Annotated in this window: 2 protein-coding genes; both read right to left on the reverse strand. The window is 59.2% G+C overall.

The features are described 5' to 3' along the window. Positions 1 to 149 precede the first annotated feature (149 nt). Positions 150 to 410, reverse strand: coding sequence for an M-like protein (locus FNU79_RS18880; RefSeq protein ID WP_143722333.1), 261 nt, complete (start codon positions 408 to 410; stop codon positions 150 to 152). 488 nt (positions 411 to 898) lie between these two features. Then, positions 899 to 1,348, reverse strand: a complete 450-nt coding sequence (locus FNU79_RS18885) for an aldo/keto reductase (RefSeq protein ID WP_143722334.1) — start codon at positions 1,346 to 1,348, stop codon at positions 899 to 901. Positions 1,349 to 1,716: the final 368 nt, after the last annotated feature.

Below are 1,716 nucleotides of genomic sequence, written 5' to 3' on the forward strand. Positions count from 1 at the left end.
CGTCCTGGCATGAATGCTCCTTCGCGCTGTGATCAGCCTAACGGCTGGTCGGGGCGAAGTGGCTTGGCCGTTGGTCCTCTCTAGGGGGTTCATTCCAGTGTGGATGTGCCGGGTTCGCAGGACCGGTCCATGCTGCTGAATAGATCAGCTCAGGGCGTCAGCTCCCCGTCGGCGTCGCCCATGTTGGTGCTGGGGGGATTGCTGGCGTCCATCGTGCCTTTCAGGGCCACATCGTGCTTGTCCATGCCGCGCTCCTTGTAGGCTCCAGCTTCACTGCTCTCGGCCTCGACCCGGGCGGCCAGTTCCGCGCGCGCGTCAACGCGGCCCATGAACTGCAATTCCACGTTGGTCGGCTCCTGGTTCGCGTCAGCAGTGGTTGCGGGATCATGGCGGGTCTCATCTTGCGTCATGCGTCCACGCTACCAAAACACCCCGTCAGCGTGGGCCTCCCCCGCTGTTGCAGTTCTTCCGCCCATTCAGCCTGAGTCAGTGGCTTTCTACGGCGGCCTGGGCACAATGTCTCTCAATCCGCTTCCGAGCGCGGGGGCGGTGGAATTGCCTGGGGAGTGTGCGGCGTGGGTAGGGGACCAGATTGTTGCTCTGAAACGTGTCCCCGTCCATAAGGAGGCAATGTGGCAGAGGCTGCTCGGTGTAGTCCTGGCCGTCTCGGGCCAGTTGATGCTGCTGCCTGCAAACTTGGGGTGGCTGACGCAGATCCCAGGTCCTGGGCAGGCTGGAAAAGATCAAGGTATGTCTGCCGTGTGGAGTACGATGTCCCTGGTTCACCTAATTCAAATCTTGGCTTTCACCCATTCAAGTTTGCTGAACTCACAACTCTAACTCAGACGGGCTGAACTGTGCATTGGCACCCAAGGGCGGATTTCTGTTCTTCCGCTAGTCACATCCCCTTAACCAGATCGTGCAACGCTTCGAGGGTCTCATCCATAGGGGTATACGGATCGCGGCTATGAATCTGGTACAAATCAATGTAATCGGTGCCCAGGCGTTTGAGACTGGTGTGGGCTGCGTCCATGATGTGCTTGCGTGACAGCCCCACATTGTTGGCGCCCGGTCCCATCGGCGCAGCGACTTTGGTGGCCAGCACGACATCCTCGCGCCGGGCAAGCTCCCACAGGGCGCGGCCAGTAATTTCCTCACTGCGTCCCAGACTGTACATGTCGGCAGTGTCGAAGAAATTGATGCCGAGTTCGAGCGCCCGCTGAAAGAAAGGCCGACTGGCATCTTCATCCAGCACCCAGTCGCGCCACTGCGGATCACCGTAGGTCATGCAGCCCAGGGCGATTCGGGAAACCTTCAAACCGCTGCGGCCCAAACGGGTGTAATTCATGGCACTTATCATGCGCGGCCTGTCCGCAGCTGCACAACCCGCTGGCCCTACGCTCCCTTTTTCTCAGTGGACACTTCTTTCAGGACGGCCTTCCAATGCCGTGTGGGTTGTCAGAGCTGTATAGAGACTTGAACTTTACATATTTGCCCTGAGTTGTTTGAGCAGTTCGCGTTCGTCGCTACTGCCTCAATTCTCTACAATCAGAGCGGTTTGCAAAGCGGCTGAAGTCGAGGGGGACATGGACCTATTCAGGGACGGGCAGCCAGTTCGGCCAGCAACATCGCCCCAAATCCAGTCGCTCCAGCGGGACCAAAGGCGTGGGCTTTGTCCTTGAGGGCGTTGCCGGCAATGTCCAGATGTGCCCAGGG

The sequence above is a fragment of the Deinococcus detaillensis genome (assembly GCF_007280555.1).
GTDB lineage: Bacteria > Deinococcota > Deinococci > Deinococcales > Deinococcaceae > Deinococcus > Deinococcus detaillensis.

What these genes read in the sequence shown, in the direction of transcription:
- FNU79_RS18885 (WP_143722334.1), bottom strand. Translation starts at nt 1,348, where the DNA reads ATGAATTACACCCGTTTGGGCCGCAGCGGTTTGAAGGTTTCCCGAATC.
- FNU79_RS18880 (WP_143722333.1), bottom strand. Translation starts at nt 410, where the DNA reads ATGACGCAAGATGAGACCCGCCATGATCCCGCAACCACTGCTGACGCG.